Below are 3,870 nucleotides of genomic sequence, written 5' to 3'. Positions count from 1 at the left end.
CACCCCACCAGGCCCCACCGAACCCCCCGTCACCACCACCAACCGCACACCCACCAACCGCTCCTCCACCAACCACCCCCGCACAAACGCAAGGGTCTCCTCCAGCAGCCGGTGGACGACCGCGGGCGGCTCGGCGTCCTCGCCCACGCCGGCGCCCGCCGGCACGGCCTGCCACAGCACGGCCTCCGGGAGGGGCGCGGTGCGGTCCTCCGTGAGGAGCGCGGCGAGGTCCGGCAGCCGTTCGAGAGCGGTGTCGGGCGACTCGGTGCAGAGTCCCAAGTGGTCGGGCCCGAACAGGGCCCAGCCGACGGGGGCGGACCCGTTGTCGAGGCCGGAGAGCGGCTGCCAGTCGACGTTCCACAGCGGCAGGGCCCGCCCGTCGAGTCCGGCCCGGTCCTGCGCCATTTCACGGAGCGCCAGGGACTCGACGTCGGCGACCGGCGCACCGCTCGCGTCGGCGAGCTCGATCGAGGCGGTGCCGTCCGCACGCCCGGTCAGCCGAACCCTGAGCACGGTGGCGCCGACGGCGTGCACCCGCACACCCGTCCAGGCGAACGGCAGCGCCCCGGGCCGCGGCTCGCCCAACTCGCCCATGGCGAGCGGGTGCAGGGCCGCGTCGAACAGCGCCGGGTGGATCACGAAGCGCTGGGCCTCGCGCTGCTCCTCCGGCTGCAGGCCGATCTCGGCGTACAGCTCCTCGCCCAGCCGCCACAGCCCGCGCAGGCACTGGAAGGCCGTGCCGTACTCGTAGCCGAGTTCGCCCAGCCGCCCGTACGCGTCGGCCAGGTCGACCCGGGTCGCCCCCGGCGGCGGCCAGGCCCCCGCGAGCGAACCGGCGGGCCGCGGCACGCCGTCCGTGCGACTGACCGCGCCGGTCGCGTGGACGGTCCACTCCTCGTCGAGGACGTCCGCTTCCGTCTCCGGCCTGGCGTAGACGGTGACCGCCCGGTGGCCCTCGCCGTCCGCCTCCGCCACCGCGACCTGGACAGCGACGGCGCCACTCTCCGGGAACACCAGCGGAGCGATCAGGGTGAGGTCGTCGATCCGGTCGGCACCCGCGGCTTCGGCGGCCCGGTTCAACATCTCCACGAAGGCGGTTCCCGGCAGCAGCACCGTGCCGGACACCGCGTGGTCGGCCAGCCACGGGTGCGTGGTGAGGGAGATTCGGCCGGTCAGCAGCATGCCGCTGCCGTCCCCGAGTCCGACGACCGCGCCGAGCAGCGGGTGGTCGGCCGTGTGCAGGCCCGCGGACGTGACGTCGGCCGCTTCGACGGACGGCTCCAGCCAGTAGCGCTCCCGCTGGAACGGGTAGGTGGGCAGAGCGAAGGACGTCCCGGCGCCGGTCGGGATCGCGCCGGCCCAGTCCACCGGCAGACCGTTGACGAAGCCCTCGGCGAGGGAGAGCCGGAACCGGTCGAGCCCGCCCTCCTGCCGTCGCAGGGTGGGCAGCGTGCGAGCGGTGGCCCCGGCCGGGCCGAGGTCGGCGAGGGTCTCCTCGATGCCGACGGTGAGCACCGGGTGCGGGCTCGCCTCCACGAACCAGCGGAACCCGGCCTCGGCCAGCGCCCTGGTCGCCTCCTCCAGGCGCACGGTCGTCCTGAGGTTGGTGTACCAGTACTCGGCGTCCAGTCCGACGGTGTCCTTGAACGCGCAGTCGACCGTCGAGAAGAACGGCACGCGGGCGGTGGCCGGCCGGATCGGCGCCAGGACGTCGAGCAGTTCCTCGCGGAGTACCTCCACATGGGCGGAGTGCGAGGCGTAGTCCACGGGGATCCGGCGGGCCCTCGCGCCGTCGGCCTCCAACTCGTCGCACAGCGCGTCGAGTGCGGCCACCTCACCCGACACCACCACGGAGTTCGGCCCGTTCACGGCCGCGACCGACACCCGTCCGGCGTACCGGTCCAGGCGAGGCGTCAGTTCGGACGCGGGGAGCGCGACGGAGACCATGCCGCCGGTACCGGCCAACCGCAGCAACGCCTTGCTCCGCAACGCCACCACCCGCGCCGCATCCCGCAAGGACAACGCACCCGCCACACACGCCGCCGCTATCTCCCCCTGCGAATGCCCCACCACCGCCGCTGGCTCCACCCCGAACGACCGCCACAACTCCGCCAACGACACCATCACCGCGAACAACACCGGCTGCACCACATCGACCCGCTCCAACGAAGGAGCCCCCGGCACCCCCTCCAACACCCCCGACAACGACCAGTCCACGAACTCACCCAGCGCCGAACCGCACTGCGCCATCCGCTCCGCGAACACCGCCGACGACCCCAACAACTCCGTCGCCATCCCCACCCACTGCGACCCCTGCCCCGGGAACACGAACACCGCCTTGCCGTCGGTGCCCGCCACACCCCGGACCACCTGTGGGCCGGCCGTGCCGGCCGCCACCGCGTCGAGCAGTTCGGCGAACGCCGCGGAGCCGTCGGCCAGCAGTACGGCGCGGTGGTTCCAGTGGGTGCGGGTGGTGGCCAGGGCCCGGGCGACGGCACCCGGATCGACGCCGTCGACCTCGCGGACGCTCCGGGCGAGGTTGACGGCCTGTTCGCGCAACGCCGCCTCGGAACGGGCCGACAGCACCCACGGAACCGGACCCGCCACCACGCCGCCCTCCGGGGAGGACGGCTGGGACTGCGGCTGTTCGAGAACGACATGCGCGTTGGTACCACTGATACCGAACGCGGAGACCCCCGCACGCCGCGGCCGCTCCACCTCCGGCCACCGCGCCCGATCGACGAGCAGTTCGACACCACCGCCCTCCCACTGCACGTGCTCGCTCGGCGCGTCCACGTGCAACGAGGCGGGCAGCACACCGTGCTCCATCGCCTTCACCATCTTGATCACACCGGCCACACCCGCCGCGGCCTGGGTGTGCCCGATGTTCGACTTCACCGACCCCAACCACAACGGACGATCCGCCTCCCGGCCCCGCCCGTACGCCTCGATCAACGCCTGCGCCTCGATCGGGTCCCCCAACCGGGTACCGGTACCGTGCGCCTCCACCACGTCCACATCGCCCGGCACGAGCCGCGCGTCGGCCAGCGCCGCCGCGATCACCCGCTGCTGCGCCGGACCGTTCGGCGCCGTCAACCCGTTGCTCGCACCGTCCTGGTTGACCGCCGAACCACGCACCACCGCCAGCACCCGGTGACCGTTGCGCCGCGCGTCCGACAGCCGCTCCACCAGCAGCAGCCCCGCACCCTCGCTCCACCCCGTCCCGTCCGCCGCCCGCGCGAACGGCTTGCACCGCCCGTCGACCGCCAACCCCCGCTGTCGACTGAACTCCACGAACATCGACGGAGTCGACATCAGGGTCACTCCGCCGGCCAGGGCGAGGTCGCACTCACCGCGCCGCAGCGACTGGGCCGCCAGGTGCAGCGCCACCAGCGAGGACGAGCAGGCGGTGTCCACCGTGACGGCCGGCCCCTGGAGACCCAGCTGATAGGCGACCCGACCCGACGCGACACTCGACGAGTTGCCTATCGCCAGGTACCCCTCCATGCCGTCGGGGGTCTGCTGGAGGCGTGAGCTGTAGTCGTTGTACATCACACCGGCGAACACACCGGTCTGCGACTCCCGCAACGTCACCGGATCGATCCCGGCCCGCTCCACCACCTCCCACGCCAGCTCCAGCAGCAACCGCTGCTGCGGATCCGTCGCCAACGCCTCCCGCGGACTGATCTCGAAGAACTCCGCGTCGAAGTCCGCCGCGTCGTACAGGAACCCACCCCGCCGCGTGTACGACTTCCCCCGCACCTCCGGATCCGGATCGAACAACCCCTCCAGATCCCACCCACGATCCTCCGGGAACCCACCGATCGCGTCGACGCCGTCGGCGACCAGCCGCCACAGGTCCTCCGGCGA

The 3,870-nt window shown here is 72.9% G+C and carries 1 protein-coding gene; it reads right to left on the bottom strand.

The genetic code is table 11. The features are described from left to right. Positions 1 to 3,870: type I polyketide synthase (locus ACFVHV_RS43390; protein WP_380359338.1), on the bottom strand; the 3,870-nt coding region annotated here is incomplete at both ends.

The organism is Kitasatospora sp. NPDC127116 (genome assembly GCF_042677365.1).
In the GTDB taxonomy this organism is placed as follows: Bacteria; Actinomycetota; Actinomycetes; order Streptomycetales; family Streptomycetaceae; genus Kitasatospora; species Kitasatospora lactacystinica.
The sequence above is the reverse complement of the archived record's forward strand: the minus strand, read 5'-3'. Positions and strand labels throughout refer to the sequence as shown.